Genomic DNA, 23,881 nt, shown 5'->3' with positions numbered 1-23,881 from the left:
TGAATTGATGCGTTTATCCACATTAGTGTTAGCGATGAGCATGGCGTTAGGCACGCAGGCGCAGGCCGAGGAGAGCAAAACCACCTCTGAACATGCGGCGCTGCCGAGCGGCCAGGCGAAGGAGGCGACGGTGACCGGCGAAGCCAACCAGCACGAGAACCAGAAAAGCGACAACCCGTTCTTCTACCAGAGCCGTCTGCCGTATCAGGCGCCGCCTTTCGACCGGATTAAGGAAAGCGACTACGCGCCGGCGATTGAAGAGGGCATCAAACAGAAACTGGCGGAAGTGGAAAAAATCGCCAACAACCCGGCCAAGGCGGATTTTGACAATACCCTGGTGGCGCTGGAAAAAACCGGCGCGCTGCTGACGCGGGTGATGAGCGTGTTCGGCGCCATGACTTCGGCCAACACCAGCGACGCGCTGCAGAAGCTGGATGAAGAAGTCTCGCCGAAACTGGCGGCGATGGATGACGCCATTATGCTCAACAGCAAGCTGTTTGCGCGTATTAAGGCGGTGTATGAGCAGCGCGACGCGCTGAAGCTGGATGCGGAATCCCGCCGTCTGCTGGAGGTGGCCTACCAGAGCTTTGAACTGGCCGGCGCCAACCTGTCGGACGCCGACAAAACCAAACTGAAGGCGCTGAACCAGGAAGCGGCGACCCTCAGCACCCAGTTCACCAATAAACTGCTGGCGGCGGCGAAGAACGGCGCGCTGGCCATCAGCGACAAGAGCAAGCTGGACGGCCTGTCCGCCGGCGAGCTGGCGGCCGCGGCCCAGGCGGCCAGCGAGCGCAAACTGGACAAGCAGTGGCTGCTGGTGCTGCAGAATACCACCCAGCAGCCGGATCTGCAGACGCTGAAGGATCGCGATACGCGCAAGGCGCTGTTCGACGCTTCGTGGACGCGCGCCGAGAAGGGCGACGGCAACGACACCCGTCAGACCATCGCCCGGCTGGCGAAGATCCGCGCCGAGCAGGCCAAGCTGCTGGGCTTCCCGGACTACGCCTCGTGGAAACTGCAAAATCAGATGGCGAAAACGCCGAAGGCGGCGCTGAGCTTTATGCGCGATATCGTACCGGCGGCCACCGCGCGCGCACAGCGTGAGGCGAAGGATATCCAGGCGGTGATCGACCGGCAGAAAGGCGATTTCAAACTGGTGGCCTGGGACTGGCAGTACTATGCCGAGCAGGTGCGCAAGGAGAAGTACGATCTGGATGAATCACAGATCAAACCTTACTTTGAGCTGAATAACGTGCTGAACAACGGCGTGTTCTACGCGGCTAACCTGCTGTACGGCATCAGCTTTAAACAGCGCAAGGATATTCCGGTGTATCAGCCGGACGTGCGGGTGTATGAGGTGTTTGATAAGGACGGTAAATCGCTGGCGCTGTTCTATACCGACTACTTTAAGCGCGACAACAAGGGCGGCGGCGCCTGGATGAGCAACTTCGTCGAGCAGTCGAAACTCAACGGCACCAAACCGGTGATTTACAACGTCGCCAACTTCACCAAACCGGCGCCCGGCCAGCCGGCGCTGCTGTCGTATGACGATGTGATCACCATGTTCCACGAGTTCGGCCATGCGCTGCACGGCATCTTTGCCGATCAGCAGTACCCGAGCCTGTCCGGCACCAATACCGCGCGCGATTTTGTTGAGTTCCCGTCGCAGTTTAACGAGCACTGGGCGCGCGACCCGAAAGTCTTCGCCCACTTCGCCAAGCATTACCAGACCGGCGCGGCGATGCCGCAGGAACTGGTCGACAAGATCAACAAGGCCGACAAGTTCAACAAGGGCTACGACATGACCGAACTGCTGGCGGCGGCGCTGCTGGATATGCACTGGCATATGCTGAGCGCCGACCAGCCGCAGCAGGATGTCGACCAGTTTGAGGCGCAGTCGCTGCAGAAAGATAACATCGATCTCAGCTATGTGCCGCCGCGCTACCGTTCCAGCTACTTCCAGCATATCTGGGGCAACGGCTACGCCGCCGGCTATTACGCCTATCTGTGGACTGAAATGCTGGCGGACGACGCCTTCCAGTGGTTCAGTGAACACGGCGGCCTGACGGCGGAGAACGGCCAGCGCTTCCGCGATATGGTGCTGTCGCGCGGCAACAGCGAAGATCTGGAGAAGCTGTATGAAACCTGGCGCGGTAAGGCGCCGAGCATTGAGCCGATGCTGATTAACCGCGGCCTGAAAGAGCAGTGATTTATCTCTAGAGGGTGTCCGGGCAACGAGCCGCCTTCCGCCAGGAAAGGCGGCTCGTTTATTATAGCGGACCAATCAGATGGAGCGGGTGACGCCGCCATCGACGCGGATATTCTGGCCGGTGACGTAGCCTGCGCCTGCCGACAGTAAAAAGGCTACGGTGTCGGCGATCTCTTCGACGGTGCCATAGCGTCCCATCGGCACGCTGTCGCGGCGTTCTGCGACTTCCGGCAGGCTGTCGATCCAGCCGGGCAGCACATTGTTTATGCGCACATTCTTCGCCGCATAGCCATCCGCAAAGAGTTTGGTGAAGCTGGCAAGACCCGCCCGGAACACTGCCGAAGTCGGGAACTCGGCGGACGGCTCGAACGCCCAGGCCGTCGAAATGTTGACAATGGCGCCACCGCCTTGCGCTGCCATGATCGGCGCGACCAGACGGATCGGGCGCACGGCGCTCAGCAAATAGACATCCATGCCCTGGTGCCACTGTTCATCAGTGATATCGAGCAGCGGCGCACGCGGGCCGTGACCTGCGGAGTTGACCAGCGCGTCGATTCGCCCCCACGTCGCCATCGTCAGATCCACGATTTGCTTCACGTCGTCGAGTGACTGGTTTGAGCCGGTGACGCCGACGCCGCCCAACTCGTTGGCCAGCGCCTCGCCCTTGCCCGACGAGGAGAGGATGGCGATACGATAGCCATCCTGAGCCAGTCTGCGTGCGGCCGCGGCTCCCATACCGGATCCACCGCCCATGATAAGCGCAACTTTTTCTTCAGCCATGACGGCCTCCTTTGGTTAGGTTCTGCCGCCATTGTGTCAGGTGACAGCCGAAGTTGCGTGTGATAAATAAACGTCTCAGACTGTAGAAAAACTATAGGGTATCGCTATGACGCCATCCCGCCGTAAACTTCCTCCGCTCAATGCCCTGCGTGCATTCGAGGTCTCGGGGCGCCGGCTGAGTTTTCGGGCCGCCGCCGAGGAGCTGGGCGTCACCCAGGGCGCGGTTGCGCAGCAGGTGCGCGCGCTGGAAGAGCATCTGGGCCAGGCCCTGTTTCAGCGCTTGCCGCGCGGCCTGGCCCTGACGCCGCAGGGCGCAAGCTACCTGACGGAGGTGACCCGCGCTTTTGATACGCTCGGCGATGCCACCGGACGGCTTCTGGAGCGGCCGGACACCGTTACCATCAGCGTGACGCCGACCTTCGCCGCGAAGCTGCTGATCCCCCGTCTGGCCGAGCTGAACGCCGCGCTGCCCGGCGTGGAGCTGCGTACGGTCGCCACCGAAGCGCTCTGCGATTTTGAGCGCGATCAGGTGGACATTGCCATACGGTTAACCTGTCCTCCGTTCCCGTCCGGGCTGGAGGCCAGGCTGCTGTTCCACCAGGAGCTGGTGGCGGTCGCCAGCCCCCATCTGGTCAAAGAGTTACCGCTCCCGCTGTCTCCGGAACAGATTGGGGCGTTTCCGCTGTTGCATGATTCGCAGGGCCACTGGCCGCTGTTTCTGCGTACCGGCGGCAAGCTGCCCGGCGCGGTATTTAACCAGACGACGCTGGCGCTGGATGCGGCGCTGGCTGGGCAGGGGATCGCTCTGGCATGCCGGGCGTTTGTGGCCGGCGATCTCAAGGCCGGGCGTCTTGTACAGGTCGCGGAGGAGAGCATGATCAAAGAGCCCAGCTATTTCCTCGTCCGCAAGCGCTCATCCTTACCGCGCGCCCAGCGCGATGCGGTATGGGACTGGTGCGTAGATCGGCTCTCGCTGGCTGGCGTTTAGCGCGGCCGGCCGGTGCCCGTTGATGACTACGGCGCTAATATTCTCACCCGCCGCCAATCTGAATAGACGCGGTGATATCAGTCCGTCAACCGCCTGATTCGGTCATTATTAAATAGTTAACTTCCGATAATAATATCTTGTTGCCGGCGGCTTGCTAACTTTTAAACCTGGCCTATTATTTATTCACAGCAAATTATGCTGTATCTATGGTGATAATAGGAGAGGTCATGAAAAAGTATAATCTGTACCTGGCGCTGCTGTGCCTGGGTGCACCGGCATTGTCTTTTGCTCAGCCTGCAAACCATAATAAGATTGCCGTCGGCGAAAAATCGCCGGCGCCATTTCACGGCACGCCGACTCAGCCTATTTCTCGTCAGCAGTTATGTTATAACGGCGGGAATTTCCATTGGCCGCCGGATGGCGCCAATATTCCCGATCCGGCGTGTAAGATTGCTTATCAGCATAATTATAATAAATACAAAGATAAGCTCGATAACGAAAATCAGCTGATCGAGCAGTCAAACTATCCCTTTGTGCAAAAAGATGAATTTGCCAAACTGATACCTGATTATAATAATCAGGATAAAGTCAAAGAAGCCATTCCGGACGGGCAGCTGTGTTCCGGCGGCAATGTCGGTACGGAAAAAGACAGCAAGAAGGATTATCTGTGGAATGATAAATCCGGGATGGACGTTGCCGCGAGCTGGACCGCCAGCAATGTTAAGCTGAATGACAACGGTGAAATAGACATTGTTTATCATGCAACGGCGACGCATAACCCCAGCTTTTTCGAAGTTTATTTATCCAATGCGGATTATAAAGCCAGCGAGCGGCCGCTGAAGTGGAGCGATCTGACGCTGCTGAAAAAGGTCACCGATGCCAAATTGGAAGGGTCGGATTATAAGTTCTCCGCACCGGCCAATAATGCCAAAGGTGAGCGCGTGCTGTTTATTCGTTGGCAACGCATCGACCCAGCCGGTGAAGGCTTCTACAGTTGCAGCGATATTAATATTCAATAAATAATAACCGGGGCGAAGCGCGCTTCGCCCATTAAAGAAGGACGGAAGCCGCGATCCTACGGCGTCACGTCCTGATAACCAGCAAATCAGCTTTTTGCATAAAGACCAGAACTTAAAGGAGGCCTTTCTGGGCAAATGTGATCCGGGTCGCCTCATTTAAATCCATGCTTTTCAGTGCGCTAGGGGATACCCAGGCAATCTCCTGAAATTCCTCATTAAACGTAATCGTCCGGTTTGTACTGATACAGTCAAAGATGAGGTAAATCATGTAAATGTCCTCGGTGGTACCATCCGGGTACGTTTTAGTACGGATATCATCACGAAAGGCCCAGGGTCTAACGTCTGTGATATGCAGTACTTCGCCTAGTTCTTCCCTGATTTCACGCCTCAGTGCAGTTTCCATCGTCTCGCCAGGCTCCATTCCGCCGCCGGGCAGCGCCCATTGTCCCGGGAATACCCCACGGTCGGAGGCCATTTTACACAGCAGAAACTCACCTTCATTTTGAATCACTGGGCACACTATTACTCGCTGGCGCATTTCATGTCCTCAACATCATGGCTTTCTGAATAGCTTTATCAGAAATTTCCCGTGTCGGTATATTGGCTACGATGTATAAAAAACGGCCAGGCTTTAGCCTGGCGCGTAATCAATAATGTGCTCTTTATTGGCTACAGCCTGGCGCGATACGCCTCTTCGGCCTGCGTCAGCGTGGCCCAGAACGGCCGTGGCGGCTGATTGTTCAGCCGGTCGACCAGAATATCCAGATGGGTGTGCCAGCCGCCGGCGACGCTCAGCATCTGGCTGCGGTCGGCCAGGCGGCGGTGGGTGACGGTCAGCAGCACGTTGTCGCCTTGCTCGGTCAGCTCAAAGGTAACCTCTGACGGGCGCTCCTGGCCTTTCTCTTCCCAGGTGATGCTCAGCACCTGCGGCGGAAACAGGCAGATAATATGCCCCGGGTTGGTCACCGGGCCGCTGTATGCCTTGTATTCCGCCGGCGCGGGTTCATCTTTGCCCGCCAGTTCGCCGTTGTTGAATACCAGCTCGAACGGCGCGCCGCGCTCCAGCTTCATGTCGCCCGCCGCCAGCCAGGTGGCGCGCTTGTCGGATTCGGTGAGGTAGGCCCAGACGCGTTCAATCGGGCCGGGCAGCAGACGCTGGATCCTCAACGTGCCGGTTTCAATCACCATACCGTAATCATTCATCGTTCACTCCTTGGGAGTGGACGGCTCCGACTGCCGCAGCGCCTGTTCCAGCGCATCGAGTCGTTCCGCCCAGAAATGTTCATAGGATTGCAGCCATTGCATGGCCTGCGCCATCGGCTCTGGTTCGAGTCGGCAAATATGGTTTCTTCCCTGCACGGTGCGCTGCACCAGGCCAGCCAGTTCCAGGGCTTTGATGTGCTTGGAGGCGCCGGCGAAACTCATGTTCAACGGCGCGGCCAGCTCGCCGATACTGCGCTCGCCCTGCGACAGTCGCGTCAGGATCGCGCGTCTTGTCGGGTCGGCCAGCGCGTGAAAAACGGCGTCCAGCTGAGAGTGCGGTAATTTAACCATATGGTTGAATATAGAACGATGCGTCGGATATTCAATCTCTTTTTGTCTGGTTTTTCCTGGCGACGTGATGCAGGTGGCAAAAAGAGGATAAAGGCAGGAAACGTGACGAATAGCGCTATTTTTGGCATAAATACGCTATTTTTTCGCCATAATCCTATATTTTCAGCCACCGCTGTCGGCAATGATCTGCCGTCATGGGAGATTTTTCGGAGAAAACGCATGGAAACCATAGAGCAGCGGGTGCTCGGCGCGCTGGCCAGACTGCAGGGGATCAACAAATCCAATATGTCGATTGACGCGGATTTCTTTTTCGATCTGGAAATGGACTCGCTGGATCGGGTGGAGGCGCTGACGCTGCTGGAGCAGGAGTTCGCGCGGGTCATTCCGCTGGCGGATGCCGCCAAATTCAACCGGGTGCGCGACGTGGTCGATTACCTGACGCCGCCGCGCGCCTGAGGAGCCTGGCGCGTCAGCGCATCGCCTTCATCAACGCATCAAGAAATACGCCGACCCGCAGCGGCAGGTAACGATGGCTGGGAAACAGCGCCCAGACGGCTAACGCCTGTGGCTGCACATCCTGCAGTTCAAGTGCGACCAGCTCACCGCGGCGCAGCTCTTCCCGGATATCCCAGTGGGTGAGTTGCGCCAGCCCCAGCCCGGCCTTACACAGTGTGCGCACGCCCTCCACGCTGCTGCAGCTAAAGCGGCCATCGATGCTGATCCCGGTCGTCTGGCCGTCGTTACAGAACGTCCATTGCAGTACGTTGCTCAGCCGTAAGCAGGTAAAGCGGGCGAGATCCGCCAGCCGGTTCGGGCGACCGTGCCGTTGCAGATACGCCGGCGCCGCGCACAGCACGCGCGGATTATCGGCAATCTTGCGGGCGATCAGGTTGGAATCCCGCAGCGGCGCGACGCGGATCGCCACGTCAAAGCCCTGCGCGACGATATCGACCACCTCGTCGCTCAACTGCAGATCCACTTTCATCTCCGGGTTTTCCGCCAGCAACGTCGGGATAAGCGGCACCAGAATCCGCTGGCCGAGGCCGGAGGGGGCGGTGACGCGCAGCTGTCCGCCTGCGCCTTGCCGCTCGCTGGAAAACAGCACCCGCGCGCTTTGCTCCGCTTCCAATATGGTGCGCGCATAAGGCATAAACTCCGCGCCCTCGGGGGTGAGGGATACCGCGCGGGTGGTGCGGTGCAACAGACGCACTCCGAGCGAGGCCTCAAGCGCCGCCAGCCGGCGCGAGACCGACATCGGTGACATATCCAGACGGTGCGCCGCCTGCGTCAGGCTGCCGGTCTGGGCCACCTGCAGGAAAATTTCAATCTCTTTCAGGTTCATTATAACGAATTCCGTTATACGGGTTTATCTGGCCTCGGTATTTTTCCTAACCAAACCCGGGATTACACTTGGTTTTGTTTATAATAAGCCAGCCGAGGAGGCCTGTCATGAATCATTCCGCATTGTTCCAAAGCCAGCAAATTAACCAACTGTTGTTACCCAACCGGCTGGCGGTGGCGCCGATGACGCGGGTTTCCGCCTCTGCCGACGGCGTCGCGGGCGAGAGAATGCGTCAGTATTATCAACGCTTCGCACAGGGAGAGTTTGGCCTGATCGTCAGTGAAGGCATTTATATCGACCAAGCCTGGTCGCAGAGCTATGAGTTTCAGTCCGGGCTGGTGAACGAGGCGCAGCAGCGCGGCTGGCGACAGGTGACGCAGGCGGTGCATCAGCACGGCGGCAGAATTTTCGCGCAGCTGCAACATGCCGGCGCGCTGTCCCAGGGAAACCGCTACCGTACGCAGACCGTAGCGCCTTCAGCGCTGCGGCCGAAGGGCGAGCAGATGACCTTTTACCGTGGTGAGGGGCGCTATCCGCTGCCGCGGGCACTGGAGGACGGGGAGATTCAACAGATTATCGCGGACTTCGCCGCCGCGGCGGAGCGTGCGCTGCATGCCGGTTTTGACGGCATCGAGATTCATGGCGCCAATGGCTACCTGCTGGACCAGTTCTTCACCGCCTACAGTAATCAGCGCGATGACCGCTGGGGCGGGGATATTATCGGCCGGCTGTCGCTCAGCCTGGCGGTCATCGACGCGGTGCGTCAGCGGATTGGCCGCGCGGTGCCGCTGGGCATCCGCGTGTCACAGGGCAAGGTGAATGACTTTGGCCATAAATGGGCCGAAGGCGAGGCCGGGGCCAAGGCGGTGTTCCAACGGCTGGCGACGTCGGGCATCGATTTTCTGCACGTTACCGAACATGAGGCGTGGCAGCCGGCGTTTGATGCCGCAGGCGAGTCGCTGGCGGCGCTGGCGCATCGCCATGCGCCGTCGCTGACGCTGATTGCCAACGGCGGGCTGCATCAACCGCAGCGGGCGCTGCAGCTGACCGAGCAGGGCGCCGATGTGATTGCGCTGGGGCGCGGTGCGCTGGCGAATCCTGACTGGCCGCGGCGGGTGCGCCAGGGGTTAGCGCTGCAGGCGTTCGACCGCGCGCTGCTCGGGCCGATCGCCGATATCAAAGCCAGCGAGCTGCGGCTGGCATCGGGCGACGTCCCTGTCGCCGTACGGCCTACAGCCAGCCTTTGATCTGCCGGATGATTTCGGCGGTGGAAATACCGTAACGGTCGTGCAGGGTCGGCAGCGCGCCGGCCAGCAGGAAGGCGTCCGGCAGGGCGATCTGCCGGAACGCCGGCGTCACGCCGTTGCGCAGCAGGGTTGAGGCCACGGCTTCCCCCAGCCCGCCGATCTGCGAATGGTTCTCCGCGGTGATCACCAGGCGGCCGCTTACGCCGGCCTCGCGCAGAATGGTCTCCTCATCCAGCGGTTTGATCACCGGCGAATGCACCACCGCCACGCTGACGCCGCTCTGTTCCAGTTGTTCCGCCGCCTCCAGCGCGCGCATGGTCATCAGGCCGCTGGCGATAATCACCGCATCTTTGCCGTCGCGCAGCCGCTGGGCCTTGCCGTGGCGATACTGATAATCATAGCGGTCGAGCACCAGCGGCACCTTGCCGCGCAGCAGGCGCATATACACCGGCCCCTGATGCGCCGCCACCGCCGGCACCATCTGGCTCAGCTCCAGCGCGTCGCAAGGGTCGATCACCGTCAGGTTCGGCATGCCGCGAAAGATCGCCAGATCTTCGGTCGCCTGATGGCTGGGGCCGTAGCCGGTGGTGAGCCCGGGCAGCGCGCAGGCGATTTTAACGTTCAGGTTCTCTTCGGCAATCGCCATACAGATAAAGTCATAGGCGCGGCGGGCGGCGAACACCGCATAGGTGGTAACGAACGGCGTAAAGCCTTCGCGCGCCATGCCGGCGGCGGCGCTCATCAGCAGCTGTTCCGCCATCCCCATCTGGTAAAAACGTTCGGGAAAGGCCCTGGCGAACAGGTGCAGATCGGTGTATTTGCTCAGATCGGCGGTCAGGCCGACGATGTCGTCGCGCTGCCGGGCCAGCGCGACCAGCGCTTCGCCGAACGGCGCGGACTGCGTCGGCTGGCCCTCGGCGGCGATGGAGGCGATCATCGCCGAGGTGGTTAAACGCTTTTTGCCGCCGGCGGCCGTGGTTGTGGTCTGGTTCATGGTTGTTCTCCGATTTCCAGTGCGGTCAGCGCCTGATCCCATTCATGTTCATCCACGCGGATAAAGTGCGTTTTTTCCCGCGCCTCAAGGAAGGCGACCCCTTTGCCCATGCGGGTATCGCACAGGATCACCCGCGGCTGCGGCTGGTCGTGGCGACGCGCGGCGTCGAAGGCGGCCACCAGCGCCGCCAGATCGTTGCCGTCCACCCGCTGCACATGCCAGCCGAACGCCTGCCAGCGGTCGGCCAGCGGTTCGAAGGACAGGATCTCCGACGAGTGGCCGTCCGCCTGCTGATTATTGACGTCCACCAGCGCAATCAGGTTATCCAGCCGCCAGTGCGCGGCGGACATCACCGCTTCCCAGGTGGAACCTTCGTTGAGTTCGCCGTCGGACAGCAGGTTGTAAATAAACGCCGGGTTGCCTTTGCGCTTCAGCCCCAGGCAGGCGCCCACCGCAATACCCAGCCCGTGGCCCAGCGAACCGCCGGTGATCTCCATGCCGGGGGTGTAGGCGGCCATGCCGGACATCGGCAGGCGGCTGTCGTCGGCGCCGTAGGTTTCACGCTCATCAAGCGGCAGGATGCCGGCCTCCAGCAGCGCGGCATAGAGCGCGATGGCGTAGTGGCCGATCGACAGGTAGAAGCGATCGCGCTGTTCCCAGTCGGGATCGTCCGCGCGGTAGCGCAGGGCGTGAAAGTAGCTGACCGCCAGCAGGTCGGCGGCGCCGAGCGCCTGGCCGATATAGCCTTGCCCCTGCACCTGGCCCATAATCAGCGCGTGCCGGCGGATGTTGTACGCCCGCTGTTGCAGCGACGGCGCGGTGGAATGCGGTAAATCAGTGCTATTCATCGTTTAACTCCGTGTTTATCGGTTAACCTGCGCGGCCGGGATGCGGAACACCAGCAGCGAGCCGGCCAGCAACACCAGCGTAATCAGATACATGCCCCACGCCGGCGAGCCGGTGAAGCTGCTGATGCCGCCGATCAGGTAGGGCGAAAAGAACCCCGCCAGATTGGCGAAGCAGTTCACCGCGGCAATGCCGGCGGCGGCGGACATGCCGCCCAACAGGTTGGTGGGCAGCATCCAGAACAGCGAGGAAGCGGAGAGAATGCCCGCCGCCGCCAGACAGAGGAAGGCGACCGACAGCGCGACATAATGGCCGAACTGGGTTGCCAGCAGCAGCGCCGCCGCGCCGACCAGCATCGGGATCGCCAGATGCCAGCGCCGCTCACGGCGGCGATCGCCGCTGCGTCCGGCCAGAATCATCGCCACGATGGCGCACAGATACGGCAGGCTGCTGAGCAGGCCGATCTGCAGCGGTTCGCTGATGCCGGCGTTGCGCACCAGCGTCGGCAGCCAGAAGGTGAGCGCATACTGGCCCATCACCACGCAGAAATAGATCAGCGCCAGCAGCCACAGCCGTCTGTCGCTGATAAACGCGGCGATGGTGCCGTGCTGATGCTTGTGCTGCTCGTCGGCGTCCAGATCGGCGCGCACCAGCCGTTTCTGGTGCTCATCCAGCCACGGCGCGTCTTCCACCCGGTCCTTCAGCGCCAGCAGCACCACCAGCCCCATCAGCAGCGTCGGCACCGCCTCCAGCGCAAACATCCACTGCCAGCCCGCCCAGCCGTGCACGCCGGCAAAACGCTCCATGATCCAGCCGGAGATCGGGCCGCCGATCATGCCGGACAGCGGAATGGCGATAAACCACAGCACCGTCATGCGCGCGCGCCGCGCCGCCGGGAACCAGTAGGTGAGGTACAGCAGCAGGCCGGGCGCCAGGCCGGCTTCCGCTACGCCGAGCAGAAACCGCAGCAGGTAAAACTGCCAGGCGGTTTCCACCAGGGCGAACAGGCCGGAAATCAGCCCCCAGGTGATCATGATGCGGGCGATCCAGCGTCTGGCGCCCACCCGGTGCAGAATCAGGTTGCTCGGCACCTCAAAGAAGAAGTAACCGATAAAGAAAATGCCGGCGCCGAGGCCGTAGACGGTTTCGCTGAGCGCCAAATCGTCCATCATCTGCAGCTTGGCGAAGCCGACGTTTACCCGGTCAAGGTAGGCGCACAGATAGCACAGCATCAAAATCGGCATCAGCCGCCAGGCGATCTTGCGGTATGCGCCGTCGCGCGCGCCGGCAGCGGCGGTCAGGTTAAGCGTTGTCATGATATCCACTCCTGAAACAGACAGGCGATCCCCCGCAGCGCGCGGGGGCCGTAGGGTGACGCGGCCCGGTCAGTGAATCAGCATGCCGCCGTTCACGTCCAGCGTAATGCCGGTCAGGTAGCTGGAGAGATCGCTGGCCAGGAACAGCGCGGCGTTGGCGACGTCCTGCGCATTACCCAGCCGGCCGAGCGGAATGGCGTCGATAATGGCGTGCCGGCGCTCGTCCTGCATCAGGCCGCCGGTGATATCGGTCTGGATCAGGCCGGGGGTGATGCTGTTGATGCGGATCTGCTCCGGTGCGAATTCGCGCGCCATCGCCTTTGCCAGTCCGAGCACGCCGGCCTTGGCGGCGCTGTAGTGCGGGCCGCCGAAGATGCCGCCGCCGCGCTGGGCGGACACCGACGACAGGCAGACGATGCTGCCGCCGCCGTTGGCGCGCATCGCCGGGATCACCGCCTGCGACATCAGCAGCGTGCCGCGCAGGCTGACATCCAGCACGCGGTCGTAATCCTGCATGCCGATCTCCAGCGTTTTTACCGGCTGAGTGATGCCGGCGTTGTTGACCAGCACGTCGATGCGGCCGTAGTGCGCCAGAATCTGCGCCACGGCCTGGCTGACCGCCTGCGGATCGGCGACGTCCGCCGCCAGCCCCAGATGGCCGTCGCCAAGCTGCTGCGCGGCATGGGCCGCCGCGCGGCTGTCCAGATCCAGTATCGCCACCCGGGCGCCCTGGGCGGCAAAGCAGGCGGCGGTGGCGCGGCCGATGCCGCGCTCGGAGGCGGCGCCGGTGATTACGGCGATTTTATTGTTCAGTAACATCTGCGACTCCTGAGGATTGTGGTTTTTTTACGGCCGTCGCGGCCGGTAGGGTGTGTTCAGCATTGGAGGAGACGCACTTTTCGGCAATGCAAAAAAATTCAGTCGATGCTGAATTAAACTTATGTTTTGATCGGCTTAACGTTTTCAGCCCCGGCGACGTGACAGGCTGTGACAATTCATCACCAGCGGAGGTACGGCGGTTGGAAATACAGAAGGCGGCGATCCCCTCAATCAAGGCGCTGCAGGTGTTTGAGCAGGTGGCGCATTTCGGCAATGTGGCGCGGGCGGCGGAGGAGCTGAACATCACGCCCTCGGCGGCCAGCCATCAGTTGGCCAAGCTGGAGAAACTGGTGGGCAACTCGCTGTTTAACCGTTCGGCCAAAGGGGTGAGCCTGACGCTGGCGGGGGAGACTTACCTGCGTGAAATCAGCCAATTGCTGCTGAATCTGGCCCAGGCTACGGCGCAGATCCGCGATGAGAAAGAGAACAACGCCCTGCGTATTCACTGCGCTCCCAGCTTCGGCCTGCTGTGGCTGCTGCCGCGGCTGAAACAGCTGCATGAAGCCTGCCCGGAGCTTAACGTGACACTGTCATGTTCGTATGAAAACCTGTCGTTCAGTCGTGACAATATCGACGTGGCGATCCGCCACGGCTTTCCGGACTGGTCGCCGTTTGATATCAAAACGATCCGCGATGAATTTATTACCGCTATGGCGTCGCCGGACTATCTGCGGCGGCATCCGGCGCCGACGCCGGCGGCGCTGGCGGAGCACCGGCTGATTTTGTCGGAAACGCCGCTGATCCAGTGGCCGCAGTGGTTTGCCGCCCACCATCTGCCGCAGCCGGAGCGCCCCTGGGTGTTCAGCTTCGATCGCTCTTACATGAGCCTGCAGGCCGCGCGTCTGGGGCACGGGGTGGTGCTGGAGAGCGAACTGCTGGCGCAGGACTATCTGCGCGACGGTTCGCTGGTGAGGCTGTTTCCGCCGGCGCTGAGCCTGCCGGTCAGCGCGCATCATCTGGTCTATCCGCGTGGTTTTGGCCAGCTGGCGCGGGTGAAGCGTTTTCTGCACTGGATGCAGCAGGCGCTGGACAGCGACAAGGTGTGCTGAGCGCGCTATCATCACGCCTTTGCCACCCCAGACAGCGGAGAGTCAGCCATCAACCTTGAACATGCGGAACAGTTGTCGCGCGATAAAACGGATTACCGCAAGCGGCTGGCGCTGATCGCACAGCTGCGTCAGCAGCCGAGCGACGGCGGCCGGGCGATTTTGCAGCGTATGCTGCAGGAGGACTTCGTCCTGAGCGTGCGGCAGGCGGCCTGGCAGGCGCTGCATGAACAGGGAGTGAGCTGCAAGCGTCCCAAAGCGCCAAAGCCGGTGCCGCTCCTGCCGCCGGAGCGGCGCTGCAGAAGGGTGCTGGAAGCGATCTATGACCTGCTGTGGCCGTGGACGTAACCTCCGTCAGCCGGAGCGGCGGCTCATCAGGCTACCACGGCGCATTGATACCCGCGCCGTGGAGATCCGGCATCCCGGGCCTTAAGCCAGCGCCTGCATGGCCTGAAGTGCGGGGGTATCGCCTGCGGTGACTTCAATAATTTTGCGGCTGACGGCAGGGGTGTCGATCAGCGCGGCAAGGGTCGCCGCCACATCCTCACGCGGGATCAAACCATAAGGAATAGCGAGGCCCGCGTTAATCCGCCCGCTGCCGGCGTTATTGGTCAGGGTGCCGGGGCGCAGAATCACCCAGTCCAGTGGGCTGGCGGCAAGGTGCACATCAGCCTGTTTTTTCACCGCCATATAGTTTTCGAAGGTATCGGAAGGCGCCGCCTTACCGCGCCCGGCTTCCGGGAAGGCGGAAACCAGCAGAAAGCGCGATACGCCGGCCTTCTGGGCCGCAGCCACGGCAATCTCCAGCCCGCGACCGTCGATGGCGTTAGTCATCTCCTTACCGCCTTTTCCGCCTGCGCCGGCGCTGAACACCAGCACATCGCTGCCGGCGATAAGATCCGCCAGCGCCTGTTCATCCAGCGACTGCAGATCGCCGCGGACCGGCGTGGCGCCCAGCAATTTAAGGGGCGCTTCCTGTTCCGGATGACGGTACATCGCCAGCGCCTGATGGCCCGCCCGGGCCAGTTGTTGAGCCAGACTGCGGCCAACGTTGCCTGCGCCGCCGATAATAAAGACTTTTTTCATTTGCGTTTGCTCCGGAAAGTGAGACATCACGGACTAAGGTAGCATCTGGCCGGGGGCTTTTCATATTCATTGCGTGACAATGTCACTTTAACGCGCTGTTTTTCCGGCAATCGCGGGCCTTACATACAAGAATGACCTGCTGTGGCCGTGGAGGTAACGCCCGTCAGCGGCGCAGCGGCGTCAGGATTAAATCGTCCTGCGCGACGGGTTTGCCTTCCGCAGTAACAAACCCCGGCTGCACCGGCTGGCCGCTGTGCTTCTCCGTCAGCTGGAGATGCGGCTCATCATGTAAGATATGCTGATGGCCCCAGACCATCAGCGCGGCCAGAACCGGCCCCAGACTGCGGCTTTTATCGGTCAGCACATATTCATATCTTTCACGCATTCCGGATTCCTGATAGCTGCGCTTCGCCAGCAGATCCTGCTCGACCATTTTCGCCAGGCGGGTAGTGAGCGTCTGTTTCGTGGCGCCGATATGTTCACGCATCTGTTCAAAGCGGGTAACGCCGTAAAACACCTCCCGCAGAATCAGCAGCGTCCAGCGGTCTCCCAGCAGTTCGGCGGCCTGCGCCAGTCCGCATAGCGCAGGGGATACCGGCGTCAGCGCGATGTTCTTTGACATGATCAATTTCCTCACCTAACATGAGTCTTGTTTTTAGACTTAGATTAACTATACGGAGATTATTATGCCATTTGTGAACGTACAAACCATCAAAGGTATCCTTAACGACGCCCAAAAGCGCGAACTGCTGACGCGGATCACCGATCTGATGGTGGAAGTGGAAGGGCGCGGCGACGCCGCATTTCGTCAGTCGGTGTGGGTCAGAATCGACGAGCATGAACCTGAGCAGTGGAGCCTGGGCGGCCTGCAGCCGACGGCGGCCATGATTGTGGCGAAATTCCCGCCGGCCTGAGTCCGGGATTCCGGGCTGGCCGGACGATTACCGGGCCGCTTTTTCGCGCCGGTAGTCGTCCGCATCAATGCCATAACGTTTGAGTTTGTTATACAGCGCGCCGCGTGACAGGTTCAACGCCAGCGCTACCTGACGGAGGTTGCCGTTCTTTTCAGTCAGACACAGGATAATCAGGTTTCTCTCATTCTCCTGCAGGCTGCGACTGCCGGGTGTCGCCAGGGCGTGTGACGCGCCGACGGCGTGCAGCGTATCCGGCAGATCCTGCTCATCAATGATGCGGCCCTCCGTCAGGTTGAGGGTACGTTCGACGACGTTCTCCAGCTCGCGCACGTTGCCCGGCCAGGCGTAGGCTTCCAGCCGGCGCAGAGCGTCGGCGGTAAAGTTTACCGTCTCGCGCCCCTGCGTTCGGCAAATCTGCTCGCAGAATCCGGCCGCCAGCTCGCTGATATCCTCTTTGCGTCGGCGCAATGGCGGGATATGCAGATCGATAACATTCAGGCGGAACCAGAGGTCGTGTCTGAACGCGCCGCCGGCGGCCTCTTTTTCCAGATCGCGGTGGCTGGCGGCGATGATACGTACATTAACGTTTATCGGACGATTGCCGCCGATGCGCGTCACCTCGCCCTCCTGCAGCACGCGCAGCAGACTGGCCTGCGCCTCCAGCGGCATATCGCCGATCTCATCCAGAAACAGCGTGCCGCCGTCGGCCAGTTCGAACTTACCCGCTGCACCACCGCGGCGTGAACCGGTGAACGCGCCGTCCTCATAGCCGAACAGTTCGCTTTGCACCAAATCGCGCGGGATTGCGCCGCAGTTTACCGCCAGAAAAGGGCCGTTACGCCGTGCGCTGCTGTTGTGAATTGATTGGGCGAACAGCTCTTTTCCCGTACCGCTCTCACCGCTCAGCAATACGGTGCTGTCGCTGCGGCTGGCGGTGCGTGCACGGTTACGCACCGCCTGCATGGCGGCCGACTGGCCGAGGATCATATCGAAGTGGTAGCTGGCGCTGCTGCCAATTACCTTGTGGGTGATATCGCGGATGCGGCGATTTTCCCGCAGGGAGATGACTTTGCCGCCGTCCGGCGTGCAGACGACGGAAATCAGGCAGGTGATGCGGCTGCGGCCGTCGGGACAAAAGGTAATGCTGCGATCTTTACAGGCGTTCAGCGTTTTCAGGGAACAGGATTCCGGCTGTAGAACGCTATCGATATCCAGATGGTCCACGCGCTGTGCGATGCCCAATACCTGACTGGCGTAGCCGTTGAGCTGGCGGATGTTGCCGCGTTGCCCCAGTACGATCACGCCTTCGTTGATGGACTCCAACACCGATTGCTGTTCATCGACCAACTGGCGCAGCATCAGCTGCTGGGAGATCGCCTCTGCCGCTGCCTGCACGGTGCCCAGTGTATGGTAGTGAAAATTGCCGGAGCTGGCGGTGAGCGTCAGCACGCCGATCGTTACGCCGTTTTCATCCCTGACCGGCGCGGCGGCGCAGTGCTTATCGCGCCGCCGCAGGGCGCTTTTGTAATTCTCGCCGTTAAGCAGGTATACCAGGCGGTTTTCGCTCAGACAGCGGCCGGTACAGTTGGTGCCGGCGATGTCCTCACTCAGCATACTGCCGACCGGCGTCAGATCCTGGCCGCAAAAGTAGAGCGTAATGCCGTTGGCATCCGTGAGATTAATGTGTCCGTTCGGGTTATAGGCCAACAGATTGCGCATCACGCCGCGGGCAATGGCGATCAGCGGGGCATTGCGTGCCAGTATCGTCTGCAGCCGTCTCTCTTCACAAAACCGATACTGGAAATGGTCGGGGTCGATACCGTTGCTGCGGCTGCGCGCCCAGGATGCGTGTACGGCGGCGCGTACGCCGGACGGCGTTTCACCGTGCCAGAATACCCGCCAGGCTTGGTGCAGTGCTTTGATATAGCGGCTGAAAGCCTGCTCGTTATTGAGCCTGGCGATTAGCTCCCACTCCTCATCCCAGTAACGTTCCGGTGTGTCATTCATACATGGCGTCCGCAGTGCGCAAAGTGTTCAGTATAGAGACATGTGACGTGAACATGTCTTCTTTGTGAACACTTTGTGATCGCGATCGTTTTTTAATTTTTTATATAAAACAACAGTTTAAATATTGGCATGGCGGTTGCTAAGCATTATCGCTCTGGCGAGCAGAGCAATAAATCTAACAATAAAAACGTGGAGAGAAAGCGCCATGTCGAAACGCAAACACAACGTTCCCTACATTCTGTTCATCTGTGCCATCGCCTCACTCAGCGGCGTGATCCTGGGCTACGACGCATCGGTGATTTCGGGGGTGATTGACCCGTTAACTGAGCATCTGTCGCTGTCGCCGGCGGAGAGCGGCTGGGCCGTCTCCAATGTGATCCTCGGCTGCGTGATCGGTGCCTGGGGCGTCGGATACCTGTCTGACCGCTGCGGACGCAAAAGCACCCTGATCGTCACTGCGCTGTTGTTTATCATTTCCGCCGTCGGTTCTGCGCTGGCGCACGATCTGACCGATTTTGTGATTTACCGCATGATCGGCGGGCTGGCTGTCGGCATGGCGTCCGCCGTCACGCCGCTCTATATCGCCGAGGTATCGCCCAAAGATCTGCGCGGCCGGATGCTGGGCATGCAGCAAATGCTGATGGTCGGCGGACAGTTGATCGTGTATGTGGTGAATTTCCTGATCGCCAGGGGCATGCCGCACGAGTGGTTGGTCGCCACCGGCTGGCGCTGGATGCTGGCTTCAGGCCTGGTGCCCTGCGTACTGTTTCTGCTGCTGGCGTTCTTTATGCCGGAGTCGCCGCGCTGGTACGCGATGCGCGGCAAGCAGGATAAATCTCTGAGGGTGTTAGGCTCGCTGTCTACCCCGGAGCACGGTCAGCGGCTACATGCGGAGATTGTGCGTTCGCTGGCCGTTGAGCAGGAGACAGAGCGAGAGAAGAGGCCGGGTATCCTGCAGGATAAGAAAGCCAGTTACATTCTCTGGATCGGCTGCGCCATCGCCGTACTGCAGCAGGTGTCCGGCATCAATATTCTGCTCTATTTCGCGCCGTCGCTGCTGCAGAACGTGACCGGCAACACGCAGGACTCGCTGTTTCAGAGTATTTTCCTCGGTATCGCATTGCTGGCGGGCGTCGCCGTCGCGCTGTTGGCCGTAGACCGCCTGGGTCGTCTTCCGCTGTTGCGCTGGGGGTCGTTAGGCTGCGCGTTATTTCTGTTCTTCACCGCCTGGACGTTTATGCAGGAGATGACGGGCTATCTGCCGATCGTCGGGCTGGTCGGCTTTGTGTTGGTATTCGGCCTTTCCTGGAGCCTGGGCGCCTGGCTGCTGATCTCTGAAATTTTCCCCAACCGCATACGTGCTGTGGCGATGGGTTTTGCCTTCTGTTCGATGTGGGCGGCCAATTTTATCGTCACGCAGAGCTTTCCGATGATGAACCGCAGCCCTGTGCTGATGGCGCATTTCCACGGCGGGTTTCCGCTGCTGCTATGCGGCGCATTCAGCCTGATTGCGTTTTGGTTTGTCGGGCGTTTCCTGCCTGAAACCAAAGGGGTTTCCCTGGAGCATATTGAACCACTGATGCTGTCGAAATCCCGGCGCTTTGGCGGAGAACAGGCGGATCTCTCCGCCACTCGGCCGGTTTCCCACACTAAATAGTTCGTACCTTACTGATAAAAGGAGCTTGTTATGGCAGTAGCAAAAAGAGTGCGCATTGGTTTGATTGGCGCAGGGCGGATGGGCAGTTTTCACGCTCAGACGCTGGCACAGCGTATACCGGGGGCGATGCTGACGGCGGTGGCCGATCCGGTGCCAGGGGCGGCGGAAAAGCTGGCGGCGACGTTGGGCGCTCCGCACGCCTACACCGACCCGCAGGCGCTGTTTGACGATGAGGATATCGACGCGGTGGTCATCGCTTCGCCGGCACGCACCCATGCTGAACTGGTGGCCGCAGCGGCACGGTCGGGTAAAAGCGTCTTTTGTGAAAAGCCAATGGCGGTAACGCTGGAGGAGGCGGACCAGGCTATCGCAGCGGTACAGCAGGCGGGCGTGGTGCTGCAGGTCGGTTTTAACCGCCGGTTTGTCAGCGGTTTTGCCTCTGCCTATCAGGAGATTAAGGCCGGTCATATCGGCGTTCCGCAGCTGATGCGTTCGGTAACGCGCGACCCGGGTCTGGGGGACCCAACGCCGATCCCGCACTGGACGATTTTCCTCGAAACCCTGATCCATGATTTCGACATTCTGCTGCATCTGAACCCCGGCGCGAAGCCGGTTGAAGTGTATGCCATGGCTGACGCGCTGGTGCGGCCCGACTTTAAAACCCGCGGCCTGCTGGATACCGCAGTGGTCAACATTCGCTTTGATAACGGCGCTATCGCCACCGCCGAGGCCAACTTCCAGGCGGTGTACGGCTACGATGTGCGCGGCGAGGTGTTCGGCAGCCAGGGCATGCTGCAGGCGGGCAATATCAATCTGAATAACTGTGTGCGCTACAACGCGCAGGGAATCGCTATCGATACCGCTCGCCGGGATACGGATCTGCTGCGCGATGCCTATATCGACGAACTCAGCGATTTTGTACGCTGCGTGGCGACGGGGGAAACCCCGCAAGCAACGGGGCAGGATGCGCGCAACGCGCTGGAAATTGCGCTCGCCTGCATCGCCTCGGTGCAGCAGTCTAAGCCTATCGTATTGTAAGGGAGCACGCGCATGTCAAACTTTACGCTTTCCGTCTGTGCCGAAATGGTGTTTCTCGATTTACCGTTTATTGAGCGGGTGCGACGCATTCATCAGCTGGGGTTCGGCGTTGAAATCTGGGACTGGACGCAGAAAGATATCGAGGCGCTGGCGCAGACCGGAGCGCGCTTTACCTCGATGACCGGCTATATCACCGGCAACCTGCATGACGATGATGCGATCGTCCAACTGCTGGACAGCGCGCAGGAGTCGCTGCGGGTGGCACAGCGTCTGAATTGTCCGGTGCTGAACCTGCACGGCACCGGGCTGGATAATCGTGGACTGCCGGTCAGGCCGGTTACGGTGACAACCGGCGAGATGTGGCTGAAAGCCGCGCAAACGCTGCGTTCACTGGCCGCGCTGGGGGAGCAGGCGGGACGCGTCTTTACCCTGGAGAACCTGAATACGGCGGTCGATCATCCCGGCACGCCGTTCGCCAGGGCGGAGGAGACGCTGGCGCTGGTCAGCGTGGTGGACAGCCCGTTCGTCAAGATGAATCTCGATATCTATCATGCCCAGATCGGCGAAGGAAACCTGTGCGAACTCATCCGCCGCAGCGCCGCGCATATCGGCGAAATACAGGTGGCCGACGTGCCGGGGCGCTGCGAACCGGGCAGCGGTGAGATCAACTATCCGGCGATCGCCCGCGTTCTGAGAGAGATTAACTATCAGGGCGTGGTGGCGCTGGAGGGATGGGCGTCCGGCGATGCGGAACGGGCGCTGCAGGCGTTCCGCACGGCGTTTTCGTAGCCGTTTTTTTGATCAGGCGCCCGCGCGGATGCCGCGTCGGCGCCTGTGCAAGAGGAAGATCATGATGGATATCACCAGACGAATACGGATTGGCGTCAGCCCGCTGTCCTGGACTAACGACGTACTGCAGGATCTGGGGGACGAAATTCCGCTGGCGACCTGTCTGCACGAGGCGGCGGCGGCGGGCTATCAGGGGATTGAACTGGGTCGTAAATTTCCCCGTACGCCGCAGGCGCTGCGGCCACTGCTGGACGCGGCGGGGCTGCGGCTGGCCTCCGGGTGGTTTAACGGTTTTCTGGCCGAACGCGATACGGTAGAAGAGTTGGCGGCGGTGCACGAACATGCGCAGTTACTGCAGGCGTTGGGTTGCGAGGTCATGGTGTACGGCGAGTGCGGCGCCATGCCGGGCGATGCGCCGCTGGATCTGCCGTTGTCGCGCTCGCCGCCGCTGAGCCAGGTGCATGTGGCGGAGTACGCCGCGCGGGTCAGCGACTTTGCACGGCGGATCCGGCAGCGTTATGGGTTGCGGCTGGCCTATCACCATCATCTGATGATGCTGGTCGAGCGCGATGACGAGGTGCATGACTTTCTGCAGGCCTGCGACGAGCAGGTCGGCATCGTGCTGGACTGCGGCCACGCTGCTGCTGCCGGGGTGGATATTGCCCGGCTGATTGAGCGTTATGGCACACGTATTGTCCATGTGCATCTGAAAGACGTGCGCGGCGATGTATTGCAGGCGGTACTCGCACAGAATATGAGCTTTAACCAGGCGGTGCGGCAGGGGCTGTTTACCGTGCCGGGCGAAGGCGTGGTGGATTACCGACCGGTGATCGATTTTCTGCGCGCTTTTGCCTATCACGGCTGGATTATTATCGAGGCGGAACAGGACCCGCGTCAGGCCCCGCCTTTAGTGACGGTGTCACGTGCACGTGACTGGGTACGACGGCAGATTGAACGACAGGAGGCGGATTGACTCAGCCGGCGGCGTGTCGCGCCGCCGTTACATCATGGTACGTAATCCCCCGGCAATGACAGGGAATACATTGCCGGATTTCGGCAATTCAAAGGTAAATTAATTGTTTTTCAGCGGCTAAGACGCCCTTTAATAATAACGACATGTTAAATCACATGGGATGACGACATGTCCTGGCGAATCAGCATTCTGGATAAAAGCCCGATCGCGGAAAACGAAAGCGCCGCCGAGGCGCTGGCACGTACGTTGCGTTTGGCGCAGCTGGCGGAGGCCGCCGGTTTTCACCGCTTCTGGCTGGCCGAACACCACAATACCCCCCAACTGGCGAGTCCGTCGCCGGAACTGCTTATCGCCTGGATCCTCGGCCAGACGCAGCGCATCCGCGTGGGTTCCGGCGGCGTGATGCTGCAGCATTACAGCCCGTATAAAGTGGCGGAAAACTTCAACCTGCTGGCGTCGATTGCGCCGGGTCGCGTGGATCTCGGCGTAGGCAAAGCGCCCGGCGGTCTGCCGCTCTCCACGCGGGCGTTGCAGCACGGGCACAACCCGCAGGAGAAAGGCAGTTTTGCCGACCAGCTGACGCAGCTGGACCGCTGGCTGGCGCCCGGCGGCGACGAGCCGGTGCGCGCCACGCCGCTGCCGCCGCAGCCTGCGCAAGGCTTTTTGCTGGGAGCCAGCGTCGAGAGCGCGTTGCTGGCGGCGCGGCTGAACTGGCGCTTTGTCTTTGCCGCGCACCTGAACGGCGATGCCGAACTGCTGCGTGAGGTGCTCAGCGCCTGGCGGGCGCACGGCGGGCGGGAAACGCTGGTCGCCGTACCGGCGATCGTCGCGCCGACGCAGGACGAGGCGCAGCGGCTGGCGAGCCGCGTCGAGGTGTGGGGCGTCGAGCTGGCAAACGGCCAGCGCGTCAGCGTGGCCAGCGAAGAGCAGGCCTACGCCTTCGCCCGCCAGGCGGGCAGTGAGCCGCTGCGCATCGCCCGGCGCGCGCAGTCGCTGCTGACCGGTCAGCCGGCGGCGGTGTTGGAACAGCTCGAAGCGCTGCATCAGCGCTGGGGCATTGATGAATTCATTATTGATACCCCGATCGCCGACGGCGAGGCGCGCCTGCGCTCGCTGCAGCTGCTGGCGCAGGCCTGGCAGGCCCGGGAGGTGGCGGCATAAGCCTGGGCAACGGTGGCTGCCGGCCCGCGCGGTCTG

Annotated in this window: 25 protein-coding genes; 13 read left to right on the top strand and 12 right to left on the bottom strand. The window is 61.1% G+C overall.

From position 1 onward, the window contains the following. Positions 1-7: 7 nt before the first annotated feature. A complete protein-coding gene (dcp, locus tag I6G83_RS19105) occupies positions 8-2,209 on the top strand; it encodes a peptidyl-dipeptidase Dcp (RefSeq protein WP_054305698.1) in 2,202 nt (733 codons plus the stop codon). A 75-nt stretch (positions 2,210-2,284) separates the two neighbouring features. On the opposite strand, the gene I6G83_RS19100 is transcribed toward dcp, so the two are convergent. Next, complete coding sequence (locus tag I6G83_RS19100; RefSeq protein ID WP_054305627.1) at positions 2,285-2,989, bottom strand: SDR family oxidoreductase; 705 nt, start codon at positions 2,987-2,989, stop codon at positions 2,285-2,287. A 106-nt stretch (positions 2,990-3,095) separates the two neighbouring features. On the opposite strand from I6G83_RS19100, the gene I6G83_RS19095 reads away from it, so the two are divergent. Both I6G83_RS19095 and I6G83_RS19090 read left to right on the top strand, forming a co-directional pair. Then, complete coding sequence (locus I6G83_RS19095) at positions 3,096-3,977, top strand: LysR substrate-binding domain-containing protein (protein ID WP_054305628.1); 882 nt, start codon at positions 3,096-3,098, stop codon at positions 3,975-3,977. A gap of 227 nt (positions 3,978-4,204) precedes the next feature. Beyond that, positions 4,205-4,996 carry a lytic polysaccharide monooxygenase gene (locus I6G83_RS19090; protein ID WP_054305629.1) on the top strand — a complete coding sequence of 264 codons (792 nt, stop codon included), beginning with the start codon at positions 4,205-4,207 and terminating at the stop codon, positions 4,994-4,996. 112 nt (positions 4,997-5,108) lie between these two features. Here I6G83_RS19090 and nudI read toward each other — a convergent pair whose 3' ends face one another. From nudI to I6G83_RS19075, 3 genes are all read right to left on the bottom strand, one after another. Beyond that, positions 5,109-5,534, bottom strand: coding sequence for a nucleoside triphosphatase NudI (gene nudI, locus I6G83_RS19085; RefSeq protein WP_054305630.1), 426 nt, complete (start codon positions 5,532-5,534; stop codon positions 5,109-5,111). A gap of 131 nt (positions 5,535-5,665) precedes the next feature. Next, on the bottom strand, positions 5,666-6,199 hold the full coding sequence (locus I6G83_RS19080; RefSeq protein ID WP_054305631.1) for an SRPBCC family protein: 534 nt from the start codon (positions 6,197-6,199) through the stop codon (positions 5,666-5,668). 3 nt (positions 6,200-6,202) lie between these two features. After that, complete coding sequence (locus I6G83_RS19075; protein ID WP_015672447.1) at positions 6,203-6,550, bottom strand: ArsR/SmtB family transcription factor; 348 nt, start codon at positions 6,548-6,550, stop codon at positions 6,203-6,205. A 219-nt stretch (positions 6,551-6,769) separates the two neighbouring features. Here I6G83_RS19075 and I6G83_RS19070 point away from each other — a divergent pair, with 219 nt between their 5' ends. Further along, positions 6,770-7,006 carry an acyl carrier protein gene (locus I6G83_RS19070; RefSeq protein ID WP_015672446.1) on the top strand — a complete coding sequence of 79 codons (237 nt, stop codon included), beginning with the start codon at positions 6,770-6,772 and terminating at the stop codon, positions 7,004-7,006. 13 nt (positions 7,007-7,019) lie between these two features. Here I6G83_RS19070 and I6G83_RS19065 read toward each other — a convergent pair whose 3' ends face one another. After that, the gene (locus tag I6G83_RS19065) at positions 7,020-7,892 is read right to left on the bottom strand and encodes a LysR family transcriptional regulator (protein ID WP_054305632.1); all 873 of its coding nucleotides are present in this window, start codon (positions 7,890-7,892) and stop codon (positions 7,020-7,022) included. Positions 7,893-7,999: 107 nt separating this feature from the next. On the opposite strand from I6G83_RS19065, the gene I6G83_RS19060 reads away from it, so the two are divergent. Then, positions 8,000-9,139 (top strand): oxidoreductase, encoded by a 1,140-nt coding sequence (locus tag I6G83_RS19060; RefSeq protein ID WP_054305633.1) that lies wholly within the window; start codon positions 8,000-8,002, stop codon positions 9,137-9,139. On the opposite strand, the gene I6G83_RS19055 is transcribed toward I6G83_RS19060, so the two are convergent. The 4 genes from I6G83_RS19055 to I6G83_RS19040 form a co-directional block, all read right to left on the bottom strand. Beyond that, positions 9,123-10,133 carry a transketolase family protein gene (locus I6G83_RS19055; protein WP_054305634.1) on the bottom strand — a complete coding sequence of 337 codons (1,011 nt, stop codon included), beginning with the start codon at positions 10,131-10,133 and terminating at the stop codon, positions 9,123-9,125. The genes I6G83_RS19060 and I6G83_RS19055 overlap by 17 nt on opposite strands. Next, positions 10,130-10,981, bottom strand: a complete 852-nt coding sequence (locus I6G83_RS19050) for a transketolase (protein ID WP_054305635.1) — start codon at positions 10,979-10,981, stop codon at positions 10,130-10,132. Before I6G83_RS19050 ends, I6G83_RS19055 begins: the two co-directional genes overlap by 4 nt. Positions 10,982-10,996: 15 nt before the next feature. Further along, positions 10,997-12,295, bottom strand: a complete 1,299-nt coding sequence (locus I6G83_RS19045; RefSeq protein ID WP_054305636.1) for an MFS transporter — start codon at positions 12,293-12,295, stop codon at positions 10,997-10,999. Positions 12,296-12,364: 69 nt separating this feature from the next. Next, a complete protein-coding gene (locus I6G83_RS19040; RefSeq protein WP_054305637.1) occupies positions 12,365-13,114 on the bottom strand; it encodes an SDR family NAD(P)-dependent oxidoreductase in 750 nt (249 codons plus the stop codon). 200 nt (positions 13,115-13,314) lie between these two features. Between I6G83_RS19040 and I6G83_RS19035 the strand changes: the two genes are divergently transcribed. Together I6G83_RS19035 and I6G83_RS19030 are read left to right on the top strand one after the other, a co-directional pair. Further along, on the top strand, positions 13,315-14,223 hold the full coding sequence (locus tag I6G83_RS19035) for a LysR substrate-binding domain-containing protein (protein WP_054305638.1): 909 nt from the start codon (positions 13,315-13,317) through the stop codon (positions 14,221-14,223). Between the two features lie 72 nt (positions 14,224-14,295). Then, the gene (locus I6G83_RS19030; RefSeq protein WP_054305639.1) at positions 14,296-14,568 is read left to right on the top strand and encodes a hypothetical protein; all 273 of its coding nucleotides are present in this window, start codon (positions 14,296-14,298) and stop codon (positions 14,566-14,568) included. Positions 14,569-14,649: 81 nt separating this feature from the next. On the opposite strand, the gene I6G83_RS19025 is transcribed toward I6G83_RS19030, so the two are convergent. Both I6G83_RS19025 and I6G83_RS19020 read right to left on the bottom strand, forming a co-directional pair. Further along, complete coding sequence (locus tag I6G83_RS19025; RefSeq protein WP_054305640.1) at positions 14,650-15,306, bottom strand: NAD(P)-binding oxidoreductase; 657 nt, start codon at positions 15,304-15,306, stop codon at positions 14,650-14,652. A 163-nt stretch (positions 15,307-15,469) separates the two neighbouring features. Beyond that, positions 15,470-15,928 carry a winged helix-turn-helix transcriptional regulator gene (locus I6G83_RS19020; RefSeq protein WP_054305641.1) on the bottom strand — a complete coding sequence of 153 codons (459 nt, stop codon included), beginning with the start codon at positions 15,926-15,928 and terminating at the stop codon, positions 15,470-15,472. Positions 15,929-15,992: 64 nt separating this feature from the next. Between I6G83_RS19020 and I6G83_RS19015 the strand changes: the two genes are divergently transcribed. After that, positions 15,993-16,220, top strand: a complete 228-nt coding sequence (locus I6G83_RS19015; protein ID WP_054305642.1) for a tautomerase family protein — start codon at positions 15,993-15,995, stop codon at positions 16,218-16,220. Positions 16,221-16,247: 27 nt separating this feature from the next. Here I6G83_RS19015 and I6G83_RS19010 read toward each other — a convergent pair whose 3' ends face one another. Continuing rightward, positions 16,248-18,227 carry a sigma-54-dependent Fis family transcriptional regulator gene (locus I6G83_RS19010; protein WP_054305643.1) on the bottom strand — a complete coding sequence of 660 codons (1,980 nt, stop codon included), beginning with the start codon at positions 18,225-18,227 and terminating at the stop codon, positions 16,248-16,250. Positions 18,228-18,432: 205 nt separating this feature from the next. On the opposite strand from I6G83_RS19010, the gene I6G83_RS19005 reads away from it, so the two are divergent. From I6G83_RS19005 to I6G83_RS18985, 5 genes are all read left to right on the top strand, one after another. Further along, positions 18,433-19,884, top strand: coding sequence for a sugar porter family MFS transporter (locus I6G83_RS19005; protein ID WP_054305644.1), 1,452 nt, complete (start codon positions 18,433-18,435; stop codon positions 19,882-19,884). Between the two features lie 30 nt (positions 19,885-19,914). Then, a complete protein-coding gene (locus I6G83_RS19000; RefSeq protein ID WP_054305645.1) occupies positions 19,915-20,922 on the top strand; it encodes a Gfo/Idh/MocA family oxidoreductase in 1,008 nt (335 codons plus the stop codon). A 12-nt stretch (positions 20,923-20,934) separates the two neighbouring features. Beyond that, positions 20,935-21,711 (top strand): TIM barrel protein, encoded by a 777-nt coding sequence (locus I6G83_RS18995; protein WP_054305646.1) that lies wholly within the window; start codon positions 20,935-20,937, stop codon positions 21,709-21,711. Between the two features lie 64 nt (positions 21,712-21,775). After that, positions 21,776-22,684: a myo-inosose-2 dehydratase gene (iolE, locus tag I6G83_RS18990; RefSeq protein ID WP_054305647.1), complete on the top strand. Its 909-nt coding sequence runs from the start codon at positions 21,776-21,778 to the stop codon at positions 22,682-22,684. Positions 22,685-22,852: 168 nt separating this feature from the next. Beyond that, positions 22,853-23,845, top strand: coding sequence for an LLM class flavin-dependent oxidoreductase (locus tag I6G83_RS18985; RefSeq protein WP_054305648.1), 993 nt, complete (start codon positions 22,853-22,855; stop codon positions 23,843-23,845). Positions 23,846-23,881 lie beyond the last annotated feature (36 nt).

The organism is Serratia rubidaea (genome assembly GCF_016026735.1).
Classification (GTDB): Bacteria; Pseudomonadota; Gammaproteobacteria; order Enterobacterales; family Enterobacteriaceae; genus Serratia_B; species Serratia_B rubidaea.
This window is presented reverse-complemented; position numbering and strand designations above follow the sequence as displayed.